24 protein-coding genes and 1 pseudogene are annotated in these 21,841 nt (G+C 43.0%); 2 read left to right on the plus strand and 23 right to left on the minus strand.

The window, feature by feature from the left end:
• Nucleotides 1–104 precede the first annotated feature (104 nt).
• From HUJ19_RS09340 to HUJ19_RS09400, 13 genes and pseudogenes are all read right to left on the minus strand, one after another.
• The gene (locus tag HUJ19_RS09340; RefSeq protein WP_290623733.1) at nucleotides 105–1,211 is read right to left on the minus strand and encodes a serine hydrolase domain-containing protein; all 1,107 of its coding nucleotides are present in this window, start codon (nucleotides 1,209–1,211) and stop codon (nucleotides 105–107) included.
• Nucleotides 1,192–2,670, minus strand: coding sequence for a serine hydrolase domain-containing protein (locus tag HUJ19_RS09345; protein ID WP_290623735.1), 1,479 nt, complete (start codon nucleotides 2,668–2,670; stop codon nucleotides 1,192–1,194). The genes HUJ19_RS09340 and HUJ19_RS09345 overlap by 20 nt, the downstream gene beginning before the upstream one ends.
• A gap of 71 nt (nucleotides 2,671–2,741) precedes the next feature.
• Nucleotides 2,742–3,803, minus strand: coding sequence for a serine hydrolase (locus HUJ19_RS09350; protein ID WP_290623737.1), 1,062 nt, complete (start codon nucleotides 3,801–3,803; stop codon nucleotides 2,742–2,744).
• Nucleotides 3,804–3,947: 144 nt separating this feature from the next.
• Entirely contained in the window at nucleotides 3,948–5,255 is a 1,308-nt protein-coding gene (locus HUJ19_RS09355) for a serine hydrolase domain-containing protein (RefSeq protein ID WP_290623738.1), read from the minus strand.
• Nucleotides 5,252–5,464 carry a helix-turn-helix transcriptional regulator gene (locus HUJ19_RS09360; RefSeq protein ID WP_290623740.1) on the minus strand — a complete coding sequence of 71 codons (213 nt, stop codon included), beginning with the start codon at nucleotides 5,462–5,464 and terminating at the stop codon, nucleotides 5,252–5,254. The genes HUJ19_RS09355 and HUJ19_RS09360 overlap by 4 nt, the downstream gene beginning before the upstream one ends.
• Nucleotides 5,464–6,102, minus strand: a complete 639-nt coding sequence (locus tag HUJ19_RS09365) for a DUF2975 domain-containing protein (protein WP_290623742.1) — start codon at nucleotides 6,100–6,102, stop codon at nucleotides 5,464–5,466. The genes HUJ19_RS09360 and HUJ19_RS09365 overlap by 1 nt, the downstream gene beginning before the upstream one ends.
• A gap of 215 nt (nucleotides 6,103–6,317) precedes the next feature.
• The gene (locus HUJ19_RS09370; protein WP_290623744.1) at nucleotides 6,318–6,983 is read right to left on the minus strand and encodes an FISUMP domain-containing protein; all 666 of its coding nucleotides are present in this window, start codon (nucleotides 6,981–6,983) and stop codon (nucleotides 6,318–6,320) included.
• A gap of 8 nt (nucleotides 6,984–6,991) precedes the next feature.
• The gene (locus HUJ19_RS09375) at nucleotides 6,992–7,606 is read right to left on the minus strand and encodes a DUF2807 domain-containing protein (RefSeq protein ID WP_290623746.1); all 615 of its coding nucleotides are present in this window, start codon (nucleotides 7,604–7,606) and stop codon (nucleotides 6,992–6,994) included.
• A 351-nt stretch (nucleotides 7,607–7,957) separates the two neighbouring features.
• The gene (locus tag HUJ19_RS09380; RefSeq protein WP_290623748.1) at nucleotides 7,958–8,710 is read right to left on the minus strand and encodes a class I SAM-dependent methyltransferase; all 753 of its coding nucleotides are present in this window, start codon (nucleotides 8,708–8,710) and stop codon (nucleotides 7,958–7,960) included.
• Nucleotides 8,711–8,725: 15 nt separating this feature from the next.
• A pseudogene (locus tag HUJ19_RS09385) lies at nucleotides 8,726–9,331 on the minus strand (alpha/beta hydrolase fold domain-containing protein); the annotation flags it as partial.
• A gap of 89 nt (nucleotides 9,332–9,420) precedes the next feature.
• On the minus strand, nucleotides 9,421–10,524 hold the full coding sequence (locus HUJ19_RS09390) for a hypothetical protein (protein ID WP_290623750.1): 1,104 nt from the start codon (nucleotides 10,522–10,524) through the stop codon (nucleotides 9,421–9,423).
• 183 nt (nucleotides 10,525–10,707) lie between these two features.
• Nucleotides 10,708–11,298 carry a hypothetical protein gene (locus tag HUJ19_RS09395; RefSeq protein WP_290623752.1) on the minus strand — a complete coding sequence of 197 codons (591 nt, stop codon included), beginning with the start codon at nucleotides 11,296–11,298 and terminating at the stop codon, nucleotides 10,708–10,710.
• Nucleotides 11,299–11,637: 339 nt separating this feature from the next.
• A complete protein-coding gene (locus tag HUJ19_RS09400; RefSeq protein ID WP_290623755.1) occupies nucleotides 11,638–13,020 on the minus strand; it encodes a diguanylate cyclase in 1,383 nt (460 codons plus the stop codon).
• Between the two features lie 288 nt (nucleotides 13,021–13,308).
• Here HUJ19_RS09400 and HUJ19_RS09405 point away from each other — a divergent pair, with 288 nt between their 5' ends.
• Nucleotides 13,309–13,518 (plus strand): hypothetical protein, encoded by a 210-nt coding sequence (locus tag HUJ19_RS09405; protein WP_290623757.1) that lies wholly within the window; start codon nucleotides 13,309–13,311, stop codon nucleotides 13,516–13,518.
• On the opposite strand, the gene HUJ19_RS09410 is transcribed toward HUJ19_RS09405, so the two are convergent.
• From HUJ19_RS09410 to HUJ19_RS09455, 10 genes are all read right to left on the minus strand, one after another.
• Nucleotides 13,513–14,298: a sulfotransferase family 2 domain-containing protein gene (locus tag HUJ19_RS09410; RefSeq protein ID WP_290623759.1), complete on the minus strand. Its 786-nt coding sequence runs from the start codon at nucleotides 14,296–14,298 to the stop codon at nucleotides 13,513–13,515. The genes HUJ19_RS09405 and HUJ19_RS09410 overlap by 6 nt on opposite strands.
• 414 nt (nucleotides 14,299–14,712) lie before the next feature.
• Nucleotides 14,713–15,075, minus strand: coding sequence for a VOC family protein (locus tag HUJ19_RS09415; RefSeq protein ID WP_290623761.1), 363 nt, complete (start codon nucleotides 15,073–15,075; stop codon nucleotides 14,713–14,715).
• A gap of 67 nt (nucleotides 15,076–15,142) precedes the next feature.
• Nucleotides 15,143–15,484, minus strand: a complete 342-nt coding sequence (locus HUJ19_RS09420) for a hypothetical protein (protein ID WP_290623762.1) — start codon at nucleotides 15,482–15,484, stop codon at nucleotides 15,143–15,145.
• Nucleotides 15,485–15,614: 130 nt separating this feature from the next.
• The gene (gene bla, locus HUJ19_RS09425) at nucleotides 15,615–16,412 is read right to left on the minus strand and encodes a subclass B1 metallo-beta-lactamase (RefSeq protein ID WP_290623764.1); all 798 of its coding nucleotides are present in this window, start codon (nucleotides 16,410–16,412) and stop codon (nucleotides 15,615–15,617) included.
• Between the two features lie 112 nt (nucleotides 16,413–16,524).
• Nucleotides 16,525–16,803: a DUF3817 domain-containing protein gene (locus tag HUJ19_RS09430; RefSeq protein WP_290623766.1), complete on the minus strand. Its 279-nt coding sequence runs from the start codon at nucleotides 16,801–16,803 to the stop codon at nucleotides 16,525–16,527.
• Nucleotides 16,804–16,869: 66 nt separating this feature from the next.
• A complete protein-coding gene (locus HUJ19_RS09435; RefSeq protein ID WP_290623768.1) occupies nucleotides 16,870–17,520 on the minus strand; it encodes an IS1595 family transposase in 651 nt (216 codons plus the stop codon).
• Nucleotides 17,521–17,806: 286 nt separating this feature from the next.
• Nucleotides 17,807–18,913, minus strand: coding sequence for a serine hydrolase domain-containing protein (locus HUJ19_RS09440; RefSeq protein WP_290623770.1), 1,107 nt, complete (start codon nucleotides 18,911–18,913; stop codon nucleotides 17,807–17,809).
• Nucleotides 18,914–18,980: 67 nt separating this feature from the next.
• Entirely contained in the window at nucleotides 18,981–19,292 is a 312-nt protein-coding gene (locus HUJ19_RS09445) for a DUF2695 domain-containing protein (RefSeq protein WP_290623772.1), read from the minus strand.
• Between the two features lie 108 nt (nucleotides 19,293–19,400).
• The gene (locus tag HUJ19_RS09450) at nucleotides 19,401–20,198 is read right to left on the minus strand and encodes a hypothetical protein (RefSeq protein ID WP_290623774.1); all 798 of its coding nucleotides are present in this window, start codon (nucleotides 20,196–20,198) and stop codon (nucleotides 19,401–19,403) included.
• Between the two features lie 118 nt (nucleotides 20,199–20,316).
• On the minus strand, nucleotides 20,317–20,610 hold the full coding sequence (locus tag HUJ19_RS09455; RefSeq protein WP_144820884.1) for a hypothetical protein: 294 nt from the start codon (nucleotides 20,608–20,610) through the stop codon (nucleotides 20,317–20,319).
• Nucleotides 20,611–20,864: 254 nt separating this feature from the next.
• On the opposite strand from HUJ19_RS09455, the gene HUJ19_RS09460 reads away from it, so the two are divergent.
• Complete coding sequence (locus HUJ19_RS09460) at nucleotides 20,865–21,830, plus strand: integron integrase (protein WP_290623777.1); 966 nt, start codon at nucleotides 20,865–20,867, stop codon at nucleotides 21,828–21,830.
• The last annotated feature ends 11 nt before the right edge of the window (nucleotides 21,831–21,841 follow it).

Genomic DNA, 21,841 nt, shown 5'->3' on the forward strand with positions numbered 1-21,841 from the left:
TCTTGGTGCATAATAACACCTCTAATTAGGTGGCCAAATTTAGTTTGCCACTACACTCCGGCCTACCATCATTACCCAGAATATTCTGTTTACATGAATCCTACTTACATATAAAACCAGGTATCATCAAGATGCTCTACAATTTCTTGTGCCAAATTTGAAGAGAATAGATTATCTGAATTTCCAAACATAACGATGCCATAACCTTTTTCCTTATAGAAATGGCAATAGGCTCTGAAGTCACCGTTATTTCCAGAATGGTAATATCTCAAACCCTTTGTTGTTTGCTTAACTGGAAAGCCCAGGCTACGATGCATCTCACCCTCTTCACTCGGCATTTGAGTTTGGAGCGAAAGAAAATCCTCAACCAGCTTTCTCTTTGAAGCTGGTGGTTTCATGAGTGTAATCAAAAATTTCGCATAATTCTCTGCTGATGTATTTAAGCTGTAGGATGCTCCAAAGTTCATGTCGTGTTTGTGATTATCTGTTGGCAATCCCTTTCGATGGCCAAATGCTTTCCGTGACGGAATCTCATCATCCCATGTATACATCATAAAGTCGGCTCCGATTGATTCGACGACTTCTTTATCAACTAATTCTTGTAAACCATCATCATCGACTTGCAACAACTCCTGAAGCACTCTTCTTAAATACTCATATCCTTCACCTGAATACTGAAACTGAGTCCCTGGCGTGAATAGTACCTCTAACTCATCACCCGGATTCTTTCTCCAATTTACTAATCCTGAAGTATGCGTTAGTAGCATACGTGCCGTTATCTGTTTATGGCGGCTATCGATTAAAAGGTGTTTATTAGGATGGTATTGATATAAAGGTTCATCCAGTTCGATCAGCCCTTTTTGAACTTGTAGCATTACAAAATAAGCAAATAGAGGTTTGGAGAGAGATGCCGCTTCAAAAATTGTTTTGTTTGTTATTTTTTCTCCTGTCGAAGTGTTTTTTACTCCAAAGGCTCCCTTATAAGCAATACTACCATCTTTAATAATTACGACTGAAACACCAGGCACCTTGAGTTTTTTCATTCGCTCTTCAATAAATCGATCAAGCTTGGCTGCCTCAAGTGAATCAGCAGATTCTTTTTTGATTTCTCTGGGATTGCTTTGACACGCAGTCAAAGCAATGATTAACATGCTAACCGCTAACCAATCCCCAAATTTCATTAATCGATACTCAATATTTAATAAGGTCATAGTTCCAGCCACTTTCATGAGTAACACGCACCCACTTAATGGAACCGTCCCTGCCTTGTATGAATTCGTAAGTGGTGTATTCAGATGGTAGTATAAATTTATTGATCGCGATTGGTATTAACTCTTGACCCAGCTTCTCAACTTCCGACGATAGATAAAATTTTCCATCTTTAATTGAAAACTGGCTTACTGCACCATCTTCTTTACCATCACCGAATTTACCCAGATACCTTGCTAAGCTATCTTCATCTATTGATACAGGCTCATATACTTTTGGTTTAAGCAATTTCCAGTCATATTCTTGCGCTACCGCTCTAGCTATTGCGGCCATCAGCGCAAAGCCATTATCACTGTTGGTCATCACCACCAATCCCTGTTTATCCTCGAGAGAGCCGACCATATAGGAGGTAAACCCTGCATTGCTTCCCCAGTGGTCAAAGATCAAATCATTTCCTTCATCGCTATACTTCTTTGTAAAGCCAAGTCTGTTCTCTGTTCTGGCAAATATTTGCTGTGCCATCTTCTTTGATACCAACACATTACTTCCTTCGTGATAGTCATTCATTAGAGCATTCATGAATTTGGCTAAATCATCAGGCGTGGTCCATATTCCACCGGCCGCTCTCCATGGAAATATTTTATATGGATAGGGTTGTAATTCATTCGAATAGCCAATTGCTTTTCTCTTCTTTAAATACTCCGGTATAGGCTGCACAAAAGAACTGTCTTTCATGTTTGCTGGCGATAATACGCCTTCTTCAACAATCTCTTCGAAGCTTTTGTCAGTCACATCTTGTATCAGTTGTTCAATGATGTAATAGCCGGGATTTGAATACTTGTACCGTTCACCTGGTTCTGCCATCATCGTAATAGCAGGATCGACAGAAGGAGCTTCTCCTGCCAACATTTGTGCTACTGTTGGAATCTTCTCTTCTGTACCGTATGAAGACCCGACGAGATTCATTACACCAGCAGTATGACCTATCAAGTGGCGTAGGGTGACTTTTTGTTTTTTTGTTAAATCACTTTCCGGAACTTTCCAGCTCTCCAGCTTAAGATTAACATCCTCATCCAGCTCTAACTGCCCCTGATCTACTAATTGTAATGCTGTGATTGCCGCTATTGGTTTGCTCAAGGATGCTCCTGTGAAAACTGTTTCAGGAGTTACTTTCTCAAGCTTTACCAAGTCTGCATAGCCATAAACCTTACGCCATGCAATTTTTCCATCATCTATAAAAACGATGCTTACTCCCGCAATCTTATCTTGTAGCATCACCTGCGGAATTGATTTTTTTGTCACATGACCTTTCAGATAATGTATTGGCAAAAGATTACTTTCTATTTTCTCAGCCACTTTATTTTTTGAAGTCATATTCTCGGCAGTATTAGAAGCCATCGCCTCTACTCCGACCGTAAGTAATATCAAAACGATTGCTTTCACTAAAGTTTTTCCTGACATATACTTTATCCTTTCTATAATCTATATCATGAATAAGTTAATTCGTTGTATCTTACAACTTAATCTAAAAATTACTTTTCCAGCATCAGCTGATATAATTTTTGAATGTCTGCAGGATGGCCCTGCTTTTTTAATCCTATAAAGATCAAAAAACCCAGCATTGAATTGCCGGTGTCACGACGCGTAACCAGTACCAAATCCTGCTCACGATTAACCAACATGAACTGTCCGCCCCAACCATCGGCTGCCACAGCATCAAGCTCAGAGTTCAACCACCATGAGTAGCCAAATCCGTCATAGAAATAATTGTTTGTCTCTGAGTATGGCTTGACGCTTTTCTCGATCCACTCCTTTGAAATTAGCTGTTTTCCGTCCCATATTCCATCTTGAGCGACTAAAGCGCCTAACCGCGCAAGATCACGTGCACTCATATGAATCCGATAGGTTCGAAAATCCGAGTCGGAACCCTGCTTATCATAAAAAACATGTTTTTGACTATAATCTTGCATACCCAAAGGTATTGCCAGCCAAACTTCCAGTGCTTCCCCAATAGACAGCCCAGTTTCTTTTTCAAAAACTGCACCCAGCACATTGAAGTCCCAGTTGTTATAAAAATAATGCTCACCGGGAGCATATTGCCCACGGCCCGGACGACCATCCTTTATCTCTACCGTTTCTGCACCAGACTGCAGGTAAATCCCTGAGCGAGCCTGTAAAAGCTGTTCGATAGTCGCCTGCTTTTCAATTTCTGTCAGTGGGTTGCCAGTTTCATCAATGCCCAGTTCAGCAAGCGTTTGCTCTATATCAATCAGACCACGATCCGATGCGATGCCAAACAACAAACTCAGCACACTTTTTCGGGCAGAGGCCAGATTCATTGGCGTACCCACTTCGCCATATTGCATTAAAGCCCTTTCACCGCGCAACATCACAAAAGCATCTATACCATCGGCTTCATTCTCAATAAAAGTTTTAATCTTCTCTGCTTGGCCTTGTGGCAAAGGCGCTTCTTTCAGCGGAACAGGATTCGCTGCTTCTGCATCTCTGTCAATAAAGGGACGAAGCCCAATCACCACCGCAATGACTAGAACTACCAGCATTACAATACCGATATACTTTATAATTTTTCGCATACCAAGTGTTCCTTGTTAACTTTTATTATTCATCAGCTTTAACAAACATGTATTTGCTTGCAAGGCTAGCAGCACAGAGTTTCTTCCACGTACATCTTAGTTAGATGCTTAATAACTCATACGGGTTTAGTTAGTGGCTAGTGACTAGTTCTGCTTCTTTACTAAATGATATTCCTGGTCTTGAAACTTCATCACTGCATCATAGTCTTTTGACTCAGTCATTAAGAAGTTAATGGTTAAGGGTATCTCTGCCAGTTTGAACTGGTGCTCATTCATTCCATACATTCGTGTTCTTCGAACCAGATCTCCCTCAGCAGTTTCTTCAATGTAAATCATTCGTCCATCACTATTTTGAAAAGTAAATGAATTGCCTTCGAGATCATCTTTTATGTAATAAACGCCGACAAAAGGTGCTAACTCTTCATCGGAATATTGTCTTGCTGGCGGGCTATCAAACTTGGGTAAATCAATCGTAGGATCGAGAAAATGCAGTGCTACTTGTTGCAATGCATCATCGGCGCTTGAGTTGCTTAATAAGACAATACCCACTTTATTATCTGGACGGTAGCCTACAAACGCCTGATTACCATTGCCATCACCACCGTGGTAATAGCTGACAAAGTCTTTTTCTTCATATTTCTTCCAACCAAGATTGTTATAACCATTCTGATTCGAATTTTCCGATGTGTTGATTTGGTGCTCTATAAACTTTGCTAAATCACGCGCTGTTGAATAGAGTCCGCCTGCTCCTCGCGCGACATCAACGGTAGACATGTTCGGCTGCTTTACCGGCTCCATGACTCGATGCATGCCAACTAACCATTGCGTGTCAGGCTCATAACTGGTTTGTTTTAAATCCAATGGCTTGATGATCGTCTCCGCCATTAGAATTGCAATATCCTTTTCTTTCACTTTCGCCAGCGATAATGCCAATATAGCCATCCCTGCATTGGAATACTCATATTCTGCCGGCAATGATTGGCTACGATTCAAAGTTGCCAACAATAGTCGCACATCATTATTTGCCAATGCTTCAAAGGGAATCTTTCTGGGTAACGCAGCTTTATGACTCGCTAAGTGCCATAGCTGAGTGTCACTTCCATCAACCACACCAGGCCAAATATCTTTAACCTTGGTTTCATAGCTCAGAGTTTCATCCTCAACCACTTGTTGAAAAGCTTCGGCTGTGAATAATTTAGTTAGCGATCCAATGGCAAACTGCGAGTCCGCCGAAAGCTCTTTATTCTCACCGGCAACTGCGCTGCCATAACTATAAAAGTAAGTGCCATTAGGATTGATTAAAGCAACAACCACTCCTGGGCGATGACCACCATCTACCGCTTTTTGGATACTGTCTTTAACTTCTTGTGGGATCTCGGTTAACTTCTCAACCCTATAACTTTCACATCCAACTACCAAAAAACAAAGGATAAAGGCTTTTAATAATTTCATTCTGTATCTTCCCTGTACTCTAAGATGTTACCCGGCTGACACTCGAGCACTTTGCATATTGCTTCCAAAGTTGCGAATCGTATGCCTCGCACATGACCATTTTTTAACAACGACAAATTAGTCGTTGATACACCAACCGCTTCCGCCAGATCTTTCATCTTCATTTTGCGGCGAGCCATCATCACGTCTAAGTTAACAATAATCGCCATCAGATAATCTCATCACTATCGCGTTGCAGCTCGATCCCAATTTCAAATGCTCTTGCTATCACCAAAACGAAAACACCCGCTATCAACAAACCCACATTAAAGTCCGGATAAATGCTCATTCCTGCACTACCTTCTGTTAAAAGCTGAATATGTGTAAACCGAAATTCCGATACATCCGTAGCGTTTGGCATAAACACATAAAATCGAATAAACACTTCGAGGAATAACCAAATCGGTAAAGCAATTAATAAATAACCCGCTCTCTTCAAGTATTGGGCGCTATTAAGATTGAAGGGCCTTTCACTTCGCACATCCCCGACCACGCGTCGTAGATTGCAGATTATGGTCACCACTATTCCCCAAACAACCAGTATGTTTAAGGCTCTGCTGACACCCAGCTCCCAGGCGGTTGTGCCCACCGACAACACCCCCTGGCTTGGTTCGAGACTCCAGGCTGTAATTGGCGCTGGATCTATAACTGAGTTATACAGCTCAGGGTCATAAGACACCTGCCAAGTGGTTAAAAGAGGCTCATTCAGGATCGGCAAAGCAATCGCAATAACCATTGTCAGCACTGCGATAAGGGCAGAAATCACCAGAGATAAGGTTAAAAGAAAGTACAAACTTCGAGCGGTCATTATCATACTCAGTCACCAATAGCATGCGGCTACTTTAGAACAACAAAGTATGTTTTTCAAACGAATTATTATGTTTTACGTAATATTTTTTGCCTTTTATAATACTTTTCCCTTGACGATGACATTGAGAGTGCATTAACCGTCTTATTATGGAATCAGTATAATGCTCTGAATAATGCCTTCTTATCCCTTTATTACCCTAATTGTTGAGTCCATTAATTCTTTATATACCTGACGCTAAACCCACATCCTTTATTTCCAGCGGCTCTTCCAATTTTGCCATTATTTACCCCTATCATACGCTCACATGCTCCTCCTTCACTCATATCATCAGAGCACCAGAAATTGGCATGTTGATTGATGTAGTTGAACTGTCCATAGTCCGTCATCCAGCCACCGAAAAGTACATCCAGGCCAGTGTCGCCCTTTACTTTTAACCTGTCAGCCTCATTATTTGCACCTCGCCACTGTTTACTTTCTATATCATCAGGAGCGATACCAATATTTCGTTCTAATTGTTTCCACTCCTCATCGCTAGGTAAGTGCCATCCTTCCGGAGCCAGCTCCTTTGCTGCGCTCCAGCTATAGAGTGCACCAAAGGTTTTGTACTCTTCAGTTTCTTTTGCTTCTGAAAGTTGCTCACCAGAATAGTTATAAACCCAGACACCGCAATTATAGGCATCAGACTTACACACGTAAGGTAGGTAGGCGAAGTTTTCAGCAAACCATTCCTGGTCACCAATTTTCACCGTTTTATAAGTTCTATTATCTCTTGGATCGATGAATGCACCATATTCAATTTTTGAACTTTGCTTTTGTGGCTCAGAAGCCAAACCTGTTGATAGGGATAGCAGCAATAATAAAAAGGAGAGCATTTTCATAAATGTCCTCACTGACTAATTTTGTTTATTGAGCCACCACCAGCTGAAATATTGGATAGCACTTCGGGATTACCCTGGTATCCAATTGTCCCCCCTCCATTTATCTCGGCCTTAAGCTGTTTATCAACGTTAAGAAGCATTGTTCCACCACCATTTATCGTAGCGGAAAACGAATTTACTTTTAGTGCTTTCATATCGACGTTCCCACCGCCATTCAAAACATAGCGAAATGAATCGGCAACATCGAATCCTGCATTAACTTTAACATTGCCTCCGCCTCCTTGCTGTATGCTCACCAGCTCTGGTGTCCTGACATAATATTTTAATTGGCAATCTTGCAGGTTGTTATTTTCTCGTTTAATCACCAGGGTTTCGGAGTCCACCTCTGCATTCACCAATGACAAACAGGTTGAACTTCCCACTATCTTTAGTGTTGTCACTGGAGATTGGCTAATAAATAGCTCGCCACCACCAGCCAAGTCCACTTTGTTAAAATACTCAAACGTATTTTCCTGCTCGACAATGGAACCATCTTGCACCTCAATGGTATTGGTTTGTGCAGCGCAGGAGGTTATTAAACCCAATAACGTTATTGGTAGAAATGTTTTTATTTTTTCCATCATGTTTTCTCTTTGCGGGATTGATGCTTCTAAACTAGCATAACGATCCAATTTATCTTTACGTTTACTTCACTTTTTTGTAAGTAGGTTTTTCTATTTATCGAATGAGTGAGGTCTAGTGTTACAAGCTATTATTTTCTTTGTCAGATTGTAAGCGACTGTTATCTTTGTTCCGGCTTTTTTCCTATTTTTTCTGCACTACCTTGTAATCCTAAGGCTCTCTACCCAAATTAATTCACAAGCACCTTGTCCAATTTCATGTCTATTTAAGATAGTGTTCCTCCACTAGTCACCCATGTTCAAGACAATAAGCAATAGATAAACCAGTGGCTTTCCAGTGTTTCAAGCTAATGACTAATTCAGTTTTCTGGCAACATAAAAACCATAGCTATAATAGTCTTTATACTTTTTATATAAGGCAATCTCTTGTCTTTCCGCTTCGGCTATCTCAGTGGCTCTTTCACAATTGTCATGTCGCTTTAAAAAGTCCTCAAGGCTCTTTTCTATTGGTTGGTAATAATTATCTAACCAGCATGATTCAGGCAGAGTGAAGTATCCGATGGGTGAATAATCACTCTCTTCCAGCTGCTGTATTTTAGCCGAGGCGGTGTTGATTTCAGGGTATTCACTTTCCCAGTGCTGCTGAATTTCTTGTGGGCGTCGAGCTGTTGTCCAAGTTATTTCTGAAGCGACTAACAGTCCACCTGGTTTTAAAAACTGACGCCATTCTTTGATGCCTTTTTTAAATCCAATATTATAAATAGCACCTTCTGACCAAATGATGTCAAACTCTTGATCATTAAAAGGCAGACTCTCCATCGAACAGCACAAAGTTTTAATCTTCTCGCTTACACTCTCTTTCTTGGCTCGCTCCCTCAATACAACAAGAAACTCCTCAAGAAAATCCACTGCAGTAATTTCTGCGTTTAATGATTTTGCCAAGATCAAACTCGATGCACCCGTTCCACAGCCTATATCTGCAATCTTTAATCGTGTGGTTGCATTAATACCTGTTAAATCAATGGCCTTTCTTGTTTCGAGCTCAGCACCGGGGCCTTGCCGTTCATGACTCTTATGTAAATCAACCAACAGTTTAAATTCATCCACTATTTAGTCCTGTGTTTATCTGGTTTCATCGCTTTCTGGTGCTAGCCCATTCCTTTTTAGGAAGTCGAAAGTCATGGTTAGCCGCCCCTGACTGCCTATCGAGTTTTTAGCTATCTGGTTATACACATGATTAGCAAAAGGAATGCTTACCAGCTCTATTGGCAGCCCTTCGCTTCTGGCTTTTTCAACAAACTGATAAACCGACCATGCTGGAACCAGACCGTCCTTATCCGGCTCAATAATCATCGTTGGTGGAGCCTTCTCATTGATATAAGAATAAGAACTAACGGTCTCTACTCTTTCTGGATACTCGTATGGGCTTCCGCCAATATATCCTTCCACTAACATTTCCGGCTCAAAACCTTTTATCGGGTAGTCATGCTCATAGATAGCGAGCGGATCGACAGCGGGGTATTGAACTACAACGCCTTTAGGCTGCGGTAACTCGCCCTGACATGCTCGATCTTTTATTCCGCCCGCAACAGAGTATGCAAAATTAATTGCAAGATTACCTCCAGCAGAGTCTCCCAATATAGCCAGGCGACTAAGATCACCACCATGCTTTTCAGCATTGTTCTGTACCCACTCAGCTGCGCACTCAATATCAGCAGGTGCTAAATTCCAGGTGGGTTGATCCTTTAACTCTACCTTGACCTTCGTCCATTATCTCCAGCTGCTCATCTGACGCTCACCGTAGTAAGCTTTATTTCCTATTCCTTACCGATACGCTTTTCTAATTCTTTAATTTGTGCTGCCGCCTCTGGATGCTTCAGTCTCTCCGCTATTCGAAACTGATACAGTGCTTTCTCCAAATCGACTTCGGTGCCAATTCCATCGCGATACATCACACCCATATAGAACGAAGGATAGGTATCTTTATATTGATACGGCTGAAATGCTTTAAATGCTCTCTTTTGATCTTCCTCTGAACCATCCATCAATTTAATGACTGCGTTAAGAAATGAATTGTAATGACCTAAGTCCCACCCTTTCTGAAACCACTTCATGGCTTCTTCATGATCAACTTCAGTGTTAACGCCGTTGTCATAAATTAAGCCAAGCCTATATGCTGCTTCAGCATTCTTTGCATTCGCCAGTCTCTTCAGATCCTTAATGCCCTGGTCTTTCATCTTCAAAGTTGGTGTTGTAGCTCGCAAATAGGCAATCGAAAATTCTGCATGAGGCGAACCGCGCTCCTGCGCACGCTGCAACCACTTCATTGCTTCAGCTTCAGCCCCTGGTAATTCTCCTGCTTTCCCCCACCATAACCCAAAGATTCTTTCTAGTAGTGAATAATCAGCGCCATTTTTATAGGCATCTTCCCACCACTCGGTTGCTTCATTACGTCGTATTTTGTTATCACTGCCGCGCATCCACGTTACGACGCCCATTCCAACTTTGCCTGCATTATCATCGGCTTTAGCGGCTATCTTGAAGAAATATTCGCCATGGTCCAAATTACAGGAGCCGAATAGCCCATCCGAAGGATCACAACTTACCCACCTGAAGCCCTGCTCAACCGCCCACTCAACCAGCTCATCCTCTGGCACTTTCGTTAACCAGTAGCCGTAATCCAGATGTTCGTGCTTTCCCCACAATGCCTTACCATTGGTTGAAAACAATCGAAGCGTTTCTGAAAACTCCAATCGACTTTCTGCACCACCAGAAACCGCTTGTTGATATTCATGAACATAGCCTTCATAGCCATTATCTCTTAACAGTTGAGCGACATATTGACTGTAATTTACTGCCTTGACTGCTAAGCTTGAAACTAGCGCAACTAAAGCAATTGCTAAATAAAGTACATTCTTCATTTCTTTATCCCCATATTATTATTGGACTTAGCCCCCGATACCTATTTCAACAGTGCCCACTAATCGTCATCAGCAACCAATGCGTTTTCAATCTTTATCAATTCTAGATACAAAATCACTTCGGCTCAAATATTCACCAAGCCACATCTTAATAGTTACCCAGGCACTCTGAATTGGACCTCTTTATTTCATAATTGTCAGGCTATCCACCCAAATTAATTCACAAGCGCCATTTCCCGTATCATTCCTGGTTAGCGAACTGCTCCAAAACCAACCATCTTTTGCTTTCACATTCACCAGACTGCCAGATAACTCAATAATCTCCCCTTCTCGAATATCATCAATCAGGTGCTTAACATATTCATCAGCAGGTATCAGATGCATATTAGCACTGTGTGTTTCTATTTCACGACGAGGTATTGGAAATGACTCAACACGCCAGCGATAAAAGCGGCCTGATTGAGTGATGTTGATATGCTGTAAAATACTTTCATCCGACATTCTGCCCCAGCCCAAGGCCAGATCAGTTGGCGAAACCTCCGCCTCACGACCAAAATAGTAATTTTCCTTTGCTAATACTTTCGCTTTAATCCGAAAGTTCGCAATCTTAGTAACAGTGAACCCCTGGTGATTGAAACTTATTGGAGGGTCTAAATTTTTTTGCAGTGGTATCTCAGGTGCCATAACGCCGGGACCTAAGGATACCTCTCTGGAGTAATTCCAGAATCCCCAAACAACGACTATGAGCAAAACCACTAACAGAATTTTTTTCATGAACTAACTATAAGTTAATTCTACCTCTGATTGTAGTTCCTATGTTCTTTTATAGCTTTAACAGGGCTTTTCACTATCGACTTTCCGGGGAATCCAACAACCTTACAACCAGCCGTCATTGTTGGGCCTGACCGACAATACAGTGACGTTAATAGATTTATTATCTATAAAAATGTTAAGAAAGAAACTTTAATTTTTTTGTTAGAAATTTTTTTTACTCAGCGGTATCGCTCGTGCGTCGCATACCATTCTGCCTTGTCGCGGTACATGTCCTCATCTGCAACAGCTAACACCTTTTCGGGCTCTATATGGCTGGAGCTAGCCAAACCAATGCTAAGTTCAAGGGGTACAGCAGCCTTCCCCCTGCTCTCCATCCGGCAGTCGAATTTGGCGCCCCAATACCTCACGCCTAATCCGTTCTCGCAGTCCTTTTGCATCGTCACGACTACTGCCACGGCAAATAACCACAAACTCATCACCACCATAACGTCCGAAGGCATCCGTGGCACGACAAACTTTCTGCAGTGCGGCCGCAGTTTCTCGGATAAGCACATCCCCGGCTTCGTGGCCATATTTGTCGTTGACTTCCTTCAAGCCGATCACATCGATCATTAATACCGCAAACTCCATGGCACCGTGCTGCTTACGGCTTCGTATGGCAGAAGCTAGCTCGGCGTCAAGGCGTCCACGGTTGAAGACACCTGTCAGAGGATCCCGCTCTGCCGCATATTTCAGATCAAGCGCGAGCATCTTGTTCTCGATGTGTACTCCGAGCATTTCAAGAGACAGCCGGGTAGCTTCGCGGAGCAACGAACTGATCATTCGCGCACGTATTACCATGATGCCTTCATTGCCACGAACTCGGCTATTATCGAAGACCATTTGAAATATGATTCCATTGTCAGGATTGACCCAGGTTAACTCTCGGCTATCTGGTGTGTGTCTAGCAGACAAATACTTCACCACCGCATTCTGCTCTTCCTCAGAAATCCCCACGAATTCCACGAAACGCAGGACTCCTGGCCGCTTCACATCCCGCACTACCATCCCCAGGCCATACTTTGGGTAAAGGTCATGAATTCGTTGTAGCGCATCCTGGATGAATTCTTGCACCTCCCCCACAAGATCGGCGCTTGACGAAATCTCTACCAGCACCTGAAAGACACGATTTCGTTCCTCTACCCCACGGGTTGTGCTGACCAGACGGGCATTCTGATTGTACGCAAGGAAGCCCACACCAAGCACATAGCCCAACAGGAGGGCCATGGACATTATGTCTAGATAGAAAGGGCCTTCAATCTGCAACTTCCAACCGTTGATGATACCACCTGCAATTGCGCCTAATGTGTACAGAGCCAGCGAAAGCATCAGCTGCCTACTACCGCCAACAACTGACGCGTTCAAGGCAATAGCGACCATGAACCCGAAAGATAACCAAAGGTAAAAGTTAACGTAGGCTGCCAGGAAACCTAAAATCAGGGAATCGGCGAGGATGGCTCTTGTTTCAAATCGAGCAGTTGCCGAGAGAAGCCCACCAGCCACAACAAGCAGGTGTGGGTATATGAGAAGATACAGCGCAGGAAATGCAAGATACCAAACGCCCCAACCCCGTTCTTCAGCCAGGAGCGCAATAATTACAAAGCTTATGGTAAAGGCAATAGCTCTTGGAGCGTAATTGACGCGAGACAGGCGGTGCGCACCCGCCATGAAGTCTTTAAACATGCTCAACTCCTATTGTTACCTGGCCGTCGTCTGATATACAACCGGCCTAACTATGAGTCGATGTCACCTAGCTCTTTCCATATTGCTACATCCGATAAAGTGTTCACCTATAAACAAATATGATTCATGTCCTGCTTCATACCATTCAATCTACTGTGTATTTGCGTATCTACACATAATTTTAAAAACTCACACTTATGACCATATTCTCATTGTTAAATTTTTACAAGTATCGGCTTCCCCTCACTATGGGTTAACTCTCGCACTTGTTTAGAAATCAATGAATAAATGAAGGAATCTTCTGGCACCCTTAATGATTTGAGTAATACTGCACCCAATGACGGAGTCGCTCGAACATGGTTGGTCAAATCTGCTCTTGCCCACATCGGCCAGCAAAGAGCATCATTCGTAGGGGCGACTCGTGCCGAGTCTTTTTCAACCTACCAGAATACCACTACCCGGCAATCCAGTGACATTGCTGTACTGATCGCCTTATAAATTTTCCCAGGACTGCCGTGAATATCCGAAGTGTTCAAAATCTTTCTGATAAAGGTTGTAAATACGGTCGGCCAACTCGGAATTTAAAACAGGGGCAGCTAGAGGGCCGCTGGCATTAGCTGGACGCGAAAGCTGCTGCCTAATCCAGTCTGGCGACACTCCCAGAGGTTGCAAGAGATGCATTACCCCCTGAACCATTCCAGTTTCTATTTGATGGATATGGGTATAACACACCTTTTCTAAGCAAAGGACACTCGTCTGCGTATCCCAATGCTGGTTACGTTTCCCTTCTGGCTGAGATTCGATATAGCTCAAAAATGTCGCAAACGGCACTGGTGCCTCCTCGCTCGCCCCCAGCAGATTATTATCCCTTGCATAACGACGAATTTGCGGCACCAACTTTCTCATACTGGGCGGATATTGTGGTGCATAAAAGCCCTTAACCAGCTTGTCATTCCATGCAGATATCACTCGTGTGTAAGGGTTACGGACAAAACAATGGAATTCGTATCGTTGCGGGTGAGCAAAAGCATCAATATAGTCGCGTAGAGGAGCGGTCATGTAACGTCGCTTGCTATTCATCGGCCAACCGCGTCCTCGTGCGGGAGGTATTCCCTGCTGTTTCATTGCTGCAACGACAATCTCGCGAAATGCCGTGGAGCCCACCTTTGGATTTAAAAACACCACCCGCTTATGGTCACTCTGAATATAAACTTTATAGGGGCTAAAGTGAGGAAGACGAAAAACAGGTAACGCGGTTTTAAGGTCCTTTAATAGCACTGTGACTCCGACATTTTACAAAATTTGGGACATCCAAACTGTAGTTGATAACTCAAGTTCAGGCAAATAATCTTTTAGCTACAAGTTAATGCAGTACTATTATACTGATGAATATTTACTGAATGACTAATTAGTGTACGCCGAAAGCTTAATCATATAAAACACCACTAATTACCATATAAAGAGCAGTCTTCATTGCTGTGATAGCACCTAATAAAGCTGCCCATAAATTGGACGCACCCATTTGGCGGCATGATTGATTACTTAATCCCATAACTTTGTCACCATATGTCATTGTCGGGCGTGACCCGATAAGCCAGCGACTTTAATAAGGTTCTCGCCTATCAACAATGTGCGGAATAAACTTTAATTTGTCCGTGTGCAAATTTTTAGTCGATGCCACACTGAGTAAAATTACTCATCTTGTTTGAACTCACGCAGCTGAATATGATTACCGTCTGAATCGGCAATATTGCAAACACTGAACAAAGGATTTGACCAAGCACCATCAAAAGCCTTTCCACCTAACTCCACCGCTTTTTCCTTAGCTGCTCCAAGATTATCCACTGTTAGAAATAGCTTTACGGTATTTACATTTTGCTGCGGGATTATTGTTGGCGGCGTATGAACAATGACGTTGAATCCATCTTTTGCAAGACTAATAAATTCTGAAGTTTCTCGAATAACCTTCATCGAAAACAGTTCGGTGTAAAACTGAGCAAGCGCCTTTATATCGCTTGAGTAAATTATTGCCCCATACTTTACTGGACCGTTCATTAGTTTTCCTTAGAAGATTAATTTATGGATACGTCTTATGCTTGAATGAATTATTAGGCCGTGTTCATCAGGACTGCGGGTCGAGCCCGAATACACGTAGCTCTTGGTCACAACGACAAGCCTTCGCGATGCGCGCGGCCCACGCGATGGCTTCATCGCGTGAGGGTAGTTCGAGCACAGTGAAGCCACCATCAAGCGGTGGCGCCCATGGATAACCGCCCTCAGCGACCGACCCATTGGCTGAAACTAGAACGGGGGGCACCGTTTCGTCAATACCACCACCAAAGACATAGACTCCAGCGGCTTTCGCCTCATCGATCACGGCGTGTGCGTCGCGACCCACCGCCTCCAACTCACTATCGGATACATTCATTGCAGCACTGGGGAATGAAATTAAATATTTTGCCATAAGCTTCTTTCTCTAAAGACTTTGTAGCTGGTGATACAGGTCATGTCTAACGCCTCCAGCAGAGAAGGCAAAAACATAGCGAAGGAGCGATTTTGACTTCCCTTTGGCTGACATTGATATGCTGCATACCTTATTTACTCGGTACGCTAACTTTGTGTGCTTCAACAATATTGGCGGTGTGTTGAAGCAACTCCAGGCCTCCTGGTAGACCATGCCCAGGGACAATAACTTCAACCTCAGAATAGCGTTGCTTAATTCGTTCAATGGAAACGGGCCACTCCATCAGATCAGCATCAGCAACATTACCTGCGGTTGTGCGTGAAGCTTCGTGAATAGCACAACCTCCAAACAACACGCGTGCCGAGGGAACGTATACCACTAGATTATCGGGAGAGTGCGCCGCACCAGGGTAGAAAACCTCAACAGGACCAAAGTGCACTACATCTCCACTTGAGGAAAACTCTCCCAGCGAGTGGGCAGGCACCTCGCTACCTTCCGCCTTAGCTAGTCGGCGTGTCAGATCTGATGCGTATGTTTCCACGCCAGCTTTCCCAAGAACCTGGACTCCGCCGACCCGGTCGTCATGGAAGTGTGTGGAAATGGCGCGCGTTACGGGAAGCCCTATCTGCTTTTCTATTGCTACCAGAAGAGCCGCAGTGCTATCAGCGCCCCACGCTGAATCAATCAACAACAACTCATCACCGTCACGAACGATTAGCCCATTAGACGGATAAGCCACTTCACCAAAGTTCTGCGTTGAGATATGAGACCAAATTCCATCGTCAATCTGAAAAATCCGAACCTGCCCAACCGGCACTTCATCGGCTAACGGGTATGCACGTTCCGGCTCCGCAGCAACAGCAAGCGAAACGAATACGGCTATAAGATAGAAACCGAGCCCAAAAATAAAACGGCGAGTTTGCATCATCAATACCTCCTAAGAATCAACCGCGGCATCAGCCCGCATTTGAGGCCACAGTAAAGCTTAACAGAGCAAGAACCCGACAGAGTCGAACTATGTACGGTTATCACAAATTACTCTAATCATTTTTAGTGAGTTCTCTTTTGATAAATATTTCCACTGGTATAAAAGCAAAGGGAATAATAGATGCCAAGAAAACCATCAACCAAATGCCCAAAGACCAATTTTGGCGATGCGAAGCTAGCAGTGATAATACGAAATACAAAAGAAATATAACGCCATGCCCCATACCAATAATGAAAACATAATCTCTACTAATAACGCCTAGCGTTACACACAATATAAGCAGATATGAAATGCCTTCTATCAGGCTGACGACTCTAAAAACCTTTAACATTGAAGATACTCTTGTTACTCAGGGAGGGATAATTTTTATTATATAAATTGGGGCTGATCCAGATAACTAGCCCATTCCGTCTTTAACCCATTGTTTTAATTGCTTTAATTGAAGCTTTGGGTCGCTGTAATTAAATCGCCACTCACATTCCTTCAAATAGAGTGGAAACTGCTCTTTCGGAATACCATTAAACTGGCGTAAATGTCTCTTTGCCTGGTTCCAAAAATTCTCTATTCCATTGATGTGATTATGCTTATCTGCGAACAACTGACTATGGTTGATTCGATAGTGCTTAAATTCACTCACATCCAACGCGTTATAGCTGCGAAAAGTATCAGTATAAACAATGCTGTCTGGCTTCACTTTGTCACGAATAATAGGAAGCAAAGTCTGCTCTTTAGCATCGGGTATAATCACCGTAAAAACCTTGCCTCCACGCTTTAAAAGGCCAAACACTGGTATTTTACCTGCTGCGCCTCGACCTCGTTTTCCTTTGCGTTTACCACCGAAATAACTCTCGTCAACTTCAACCTCACCAAGTAGCTGCTCTGATGGTTCACTATACTTAAAAATCAACTGCCTTAAACGCTGATAATAGTAAATAGCTGTCTTAACATTTACGCCAATCAACTGGGCAGCACAACGAGCTGTTGTACCAGCCACAAAGTGCTCGATAAGGCGGTTCTGTTTGTATTGGCTGAGTCTACTTTTATTCATTTCCAGATAATACTAAATTATAGTTATCTGGATCAGCCCCTATAAATTTAATTGTCAGACTTTATTATCATTAGTCTTTTTTTACAAGGGCGGCTTTTCATGTCACCACTACGCAGCCAACGCTTTGTTAATCTATAGGAAATTGACTTCAAGACAGATTTGTATAGGTAATTATTTAAGCTTCCATCATGTCATTGTCGGGCTTGACCTACAATCCAGTGACTTTGCTGTTCTGATCTTCAAAAAACCAAACGGAGAAATGATTAAGTTGGCTAGTCCATAACATTTAAGGTAAGTCTGCACCCTCGCCAAGCACTATTGGCAATATATGATTTCTGCTTAGCCGATGATGCGTTGCATTTTTATATTTAGTATCGTGTGCATTTAACAACAGAACGATTAAAAGATCACGATTCGGCACAAACTGAATCAGAGCGGTGTAGCCATAGTCAGTGCTACCACCCATCTGAATAATTGACTCACCACTTATTTCGACCTGAGCCAAACTACCTAGCAACCATCGCTCGTTCGCCTCAATAAAAACTGAATTTGACGCCCCTGCGGGGAATATCGTTCCGTTTTTAAGTGCAGCAGACCAGGTAGCCAAATCATCAATTGACGTAACCATACCACCAGCACCAACTAGCGCCCAGGTTAAGCCTTTTTCAAAAGTGGTACTGCCTTGGTCATCGCCCCCATAACCACGAGCTATGTTATTTACTGATACTCGTTGATCTTGATAGAAGCCGGTGTTGCTCAAGTTTAATGGGGTCAATAAGTTGTCGTGAACGTAATCCTGAAAGGGCTGCTCGCTCACTTTCTCGACGATAGCCGCCAACAGAGTATAGCCCGCATTGGAATACGCAATTTTCTCGCCCGGCTTAGCAATTAACGGCATAGCTAAGATTCTGCTTTCAGCCTCGGCTTTATCCATCAACTCAAAGTCAGAATCATTGTGAAAGTTATCCAAGCCACTTGAATGCCCCAAGAGCTGCATAATTGTTATCGGCTTTACTTCATCAGGTGCCGTTGGATAAAAATCTCCAATCGTATCGGAAAGCTGCAACCTTTCACTCTGGGCAAGTTGTAGAACCGCAGCTGCGGTAAACGTTTTCGCAATTGACCCCATATCAAAAATAGTGACAGCACTATTCTTCACAGAGCTTTCTCTATCTGCGTAACCATAAGCACTCTTAAATAAAACAGCATCACTCTCAGTAACCAGAACCAGCCCATCAAAAGTACCCGCCATGTGTTCTCGCTGAAGTTCATCAGCCAAGCTAGCGATAACCCCATTATCCGACTGAATGATTGAAGACATATTGCGATAGTCAGATACAGCACTACAGCCTGAAAGAGTGAGGACAAATAAAAAAGTGATTAGTCGATTCATTGTATTCCTAAGTTAGCTAACGATAATAGTCCTTGACCGCCATGGAGTTCGGCGTATTATTTTCTGATTATTCATCTTCCTCTAAATGCCAACCAACGATATCTCCGACATCGTTGTAAACATTAAAGATAACCTCGCAGTCGCAATAGCCACCATGTTCCTGCAGCCAGGGGACTATCGTTTCAGGTATTAGATTGCGGGATTTCAGGAAGCCAATAGTTTCCTTATGGGTATGGTCACAGGGAGGTACATCTTCCCTGTCTAGGAATGACAGCAAATCTTTAAGTTCATCGATTTCCATAGGGATGGATGACTTTAACGCCTCCTGTTCATTCCGCTTGAATTCAGCTTTTAATCTTTTCTTCTGATCTTTATCCATGAGTATAAGTTACTTGTGATGCATAACACCGGAGTTAAGCGGCCGAGCGTAGCGAGGTCCAGCCCCGTAGGGGCGATGCTGATTGGCCTTGTTATAGGCTTCTCTGGTTTATTCATCTAATTTTTGTTTAAGCTCATCAATACGTACTTCGCAATACTTAACCTGGGATTTATACCATCTGGATCTCGGGTCAGCTTCAAGATCTTTTTGATACTTATCCTTTTCTTCTTTTAGAGTTTCGGATTCTACCAAGCAAAGCTCCCGCTCATAATCAGTGGCACTTGAGCCAAGCTTAAGAAAAACCTCGCCGTACTCTTCAATTATTCTCTCGTGCCTCTCTTTTTCCCAGTCTCTAACACTGTCATAAGGCGTAGCATGAGTGGTCTTTTTCTCGATTAGCAGGTTCGCGAAACTAGATTTCAGTTTCTTTCTATAGAGTTCTGAAGCTTGCTGATAATACCCTAAGTCTGCTGCGAGCTTCGCTGAAGGGATCTCCTTCAATAACCTTTCTGGTGTTGAATATTGTTGAAACCACTCGAGCCCAGGACCTGATAAAGCATCTACTACCTCTTGAATAGACTTTTGGGCTCCTTCAGGCGTTTTAGTCCACCATGTATGTTGCCCATGCCCAAACCCCTCAGGCGACAGATGACCTAAGTAACCAACACCGCGAGGAAATGGTTCATCTTTGTGCTGGCAAGGTATCCAGTAAGGAGTAATTAGGACATCAAATAATGGGTTACCTCTATGCGAAAAATTCAAGCATACGACCCATGCTAGCCTTTCATCTTCATTCGGAAACTTCCAATATGTGGGGGTACTAGTTTTCTTTCTAATAAATCCAATCTCAGCCATTTTCTTATCCAATTCTGGCATCAATTGTTTTTTGAATTCTTGGTAATTCATCCTAGTACCTTGGCCCTATAACGAATGAGCTTAGCGGCGACCTTGTAATGGAGGCGTAGCCGCAATGAAAAGGGCGTCCGGCGGCCATCGGCCGCGTACTACAGCGACTTGTTAAAAGTTATCGCAGGCCACCCAAGGCCATGAGAGCTACGAACGATACCAACCTGCTAACGATAACCATCAGAATTATATCCGGCCAGATATTTGCTCTGCTGAATTTTTTGAGCAGAACAAAAAGCACGACAAGCGACAATAACCAGCCAATCGTAGGCACCAAAGCAACGGCAGCGGCCCCACCCGCCGCAATGACAGTCTCACTCAATGCTAAGTCGACAAGGGTAATCTTTGCGGCAAGCCACAAAACCACGCCGCCGACTAAGGCATCCAGCACTACAACTAACAACTCACCCATGGGGTCTATCCTTACCTTTTAACATTATATTACCGGACGTCGCCGATAACCTTTTGATTTTAAATAATTTATTTTCAATGTCCGTTTTTCCGGCTAATACCATATAAAACCGGACATTTCTGTTCTGGTATCTCTTTTTGAATTGGGTTTACAGATACCATGGTCAATGACCTACAGGCCTTATAGTAATTGGCTCTTTAGTAATTGCAACGCTTTTTTTAGTATGCAGCTAAATCCGACAAACAGGACAAGGAATGTCTGGCTCTCCTTTTTTACAATCTATTCGTACATACCTGCGAACGAATCATTACAGTTATCAAACTGAGAAGTGTTATCTGTATTGGATTAAGGATTTTATTCGCTATCATCGAATGGAGCATCCTCAAAATCTATCGGATGCTGATGTCAGTAACTATTTATCTTTTTTAGTTGTTGAACGTAACGTCAGTAGAAGCACTCAAAAACAATCCTTGAATGCTCTGGCTTTTCTCTATCGAGAGATTATCGGCAATCCTCTGGGTGTCCTGCCAGGTATTACACGCTCTAAAAAGCCTCTTCGTTTGCCTACGGTATTTAGCCCTGATGAGGTTTCCCGGATATTTTCAGTTCTCACGGGGGAATATAAAGTTATTGCTTCTCTTTTATATGGTAGTGGCATGCGTATTTCTGAAGCTTTGTCGCTACGCGTCAAGGACATTGATTTCACAAGAAGCACTGTGACTGTTAGGCAAAGCAAAGGTGAAAAAGATAGAGTCACGATTTTATCCAAATTATCCGCTCAATTACTTTCTGACCATTTCTCTCACCTGAAAATTAACTATGATAGTCTTAAACTAGATTCTGATTGGCCTGGCGTGCATTTGCCTAATGCTCTAGGTAAGAAATATCCAAATGCCCATAGATCCTGGGGATGGCAGTTTGTCTTCCCTTCCTCTACCAACCCTCCCGATTTGATTACGGGTGTTCGTCGTGGCTATCATCGCCATCCTAGAACCATTGGTAGAGTGCTTAACCATGCGTTCAAACAAGCCAACATAACAAAGCATGCTTCGAGCCATGCTTTCCGTCATTCTTTTGCGACTCATTTGTTAGAAGCTGGTTACGATATTCGCACTGTGCAGGAGTTGCTTGGGCATAAGAGCGTCGAGACGACTCAGATTTACACGCACGTTATGAATAAGGGGGCTAATGCAGTTAAAAGCCCATTGGATCATTTATAATTTAATAAGGA

The sequence above is a fragment of the Kangiella sp. genome (assembly GCF_014762745.1).
Classification (GTDB): Bacteria; Pseudomonadota; Gammaproteobacteria; order Enterobacterales; family Kangiellaceae; genus Kangiella.

What these genes read in the sequence shown, in the direction of transcription:
- HUJ19_RS09340 (WP_290623733.1), bottom strand. Translation starts at nt 1,211, where the DNA reads ATGACCTTATTAAATATTGAGTATCGATTAATGAAATTTGGGGATTGG.
- HUJ19_RS09345 (WP_290623735.1), bottom strand. Translation starts at nt 2,670, where the DNA reads ATGTCAGGAAAAACTTTAGTGAAAGCAATCGTTTTGATATTACTTACG.
- HUJ19_RS09350 (WP_290623737.1), bottom strand. Translation starts at nt 3,803, where the DNA reads ATGCGAAAAATTATAAAGTATATCGGTATTGTAATGCTGGTAGTTCTA.
- HUJ19_RS09355 (WP_290623738.1), bottom strand. Translation starts at nt 5,255, where the DNA reads ATGAAATTATTAAAAGCCTTTATCCTTTGTTTTTTGGTAGTTGGATGT.
- HUJ19_RS09360 (WP_290623740.1), bottom strand. Translation starts at nt 5,464, where the DNA reads ATGGCGATTATTGTTAACTTAGACGTGATGATGGCTCGCCGCAAAATG.
- HUJ19_RS09365 (WP_290623742.1), bottom strand. Translation starts at nt 6,102, where the DNA reads ATGACCGCTCGAAGTTTGTACTTTCTTTTAACCTTATCTCTGGTGATT.
- HUJ19_RS09370 (WP_290623744.1), bottom strand. Translation starts at nt 6,983, where the DNA reads ATGAAAATGCTCTCCTTTTTATTATTGCTGCTATCCCTATCAACAGGT.
- HUJ19_RS09375 (WP_290623746.1), bottom strand. Translation starts at nt 7,606, where the DNA reads ATGATGGAAAAAATAAAAACATTTCTACCAATAACGTTATTGGGTTTA.
- HUJ19_RS09390 (WP_290623750.1), bottom strand. Translation starts at nt 10,524, where the DNA reads ATGAAGAATGTACTTTATTTAGCAATTGCTTTAGTTGCGCTAGTTTCA.
- HUJ19_RS09395 (WP_290623752.1), bottom strand. Translation starts at nt 11,298, where the DNA reads ATGAAAAAAATTCTGTTAGTGGTTTTGCTCATAGTCGTTGTTTGGGGA.
- HUJ19_RS09400 (WP_290623755.1), bottom strand. Translation starts at nt 13,020, where the DNA reads ATGTTTAAAGACTTCATGGCGGGTGCGCACCGCCTGTCTCGCGTCAAT.
- HUJ19_RS09405 (WP_290623757.1), top strand. Translation starts at nt 13,309, where the DNA reads ATGAAGGAATCTTCTGGCACCCTTAATGATTTGAGTAATACTGCACCC.
- HUJ19_RS09415 (WP_290623761.1), bottom strand. Translation starts at nt 15,075, where the DNA reads ATGAACGGTCCAGTAAAGTATGGGGCAATAATTTACTCAAGCGATATA.
- HUJ19_RS09420 (WP_290623762.1), bottom strand. Translation starts at nt 15,484, where the DNA reads ATGGCAAAATATTTAATTTCATTCCCCAGTGCTGCAATGAATGTATCC.
- bla (WP_290623764.1), bottom strand. Translation starts at nt 16,412, where the DNA reads ATGATGCAAACTCGCCGTTTTATTTTTGGGCTCGGTTTCTATCTTATA.
- HUJ19_RS09430 (WP_290623766.1), bottom strand. Translation starts at nt 16,803, where the DNA reads ATGTTAAAGGTTTTTAGAGTCGTCAGCCTGATAGAAGGCATTTCATAT.
- HUJ19_RS09435 (WP_290623768.1), bottom strand. Translation starts at nt 17,520, where the DNA reads ATGAATAAAAGTAGACTCAGCCAATACAAACAGAACCGCCTTATCGAG.
- HUJ19_RS09440 (WP_290623770.1), bottom strand. Translation starts at nt 18,913, where the DNA reads ATGAATCGACTAATCACTTTTTTATTTGTCCTCACTCTTTCAGGCTGT.
- HUJ19_RS09445 (WP_290623772.1), bottom strand. Translation starts at nt 19,292, where the DNA reads ATGGATAAAGATCAGAAGAAAAGATTAAAAGCTGAATTCAAGCGGAAT.
- HUJ19_RS09450 (WP_290623774.1), bottom strand. Translation starts at nt 20,198, where the DNA reads ATGAATTACCAAGAATTCAAAAAACAATTGATGCCAGAATTGGATAAG.
- HUJ19_RS09455 (WP_144820884.1), bottom strand. Translation starts at nt 20,610, where the DNA reads ATGGGTGAGTTGTTAGTTGTAGTGCTGGATGCCTTAGTCGGCGGCGTG.
- HUJ19_RS09460 (WP_290623777.1), top strand. Translation starts at nt 20,865, where the DNA reads ATGTCTGGCTCTCCTTTTTTACAATCTATTCGTACATACCTGCGAACG.